General features: G+C 66.5%; 1 protein-coding gene. It reads right to left on the reverse strand.

Annotated elements, in window-relative coordinates:
• A partial coding sequence (locus tag NKH33_RS33175) for an IS66 family transposase (RefSeq protein ID WP_352923750.1) occupies window positions 1–535 on the reverse strand: 535 nt, incomplete at both ends.

The following is a 535-nucleotide window of genomic DNA, read 5'->3' on the forward strand; positions in this document are numbered from 1 at the left end:
TGATCATCCAGCGCTCGAGCTCGGTGACCAGCGGCGCGCTCCGCTCTTGGCGCACGGCGTGGCGTTGGGCCGGCGACAGGCCGTTGATCGCGCGCTCGATATCGAACAGGGCATCGATGCGCTTCACGGCTTCGACCGCCAGCGGATAGACGAGGTTGGGCTTCTCGCCGTGCGCCTTCTTGCGCGCCGCCGCTTCGACATCGGCCAGCTCAAATACTTTGCGCCGGCTGTGGGCCCAGCAGCTGGCCTCCAGAACAGGCGCCGGCTGACAACCCGTCGCATAGAGATCGCCATAACCACCAAAGGCATCGGCCTGCAGAATGCCGCTCCAGCCGGCGAGATGCGTCGCGGGATGTTCGCCTCGGCGATCGCGGGAATAGTAGAACACTGCCGCCGGCGGATCGGCGCCGCCGAACGGTCGGTCATCGCGCACATAGGTCCATAATCGGCCGGTATCGGTCTTGCCCTTGGCCAGGACCGGCACCGTCGTGTCGTCGCCGTGCAGACGCGAAGCGGCCAGCACATGGGCTTCGAG

The sequence above is a fragment of the Mesorhizobium sp. M1182 genome, from assembly GCF_040318335.1.
Taxonomy (GTDB): domain Bacteria; phylum Pseudomonadota; class Alphaproteobacteria; order Rhizobiales; family Rhizobiaceae; genus Mesorhizobium.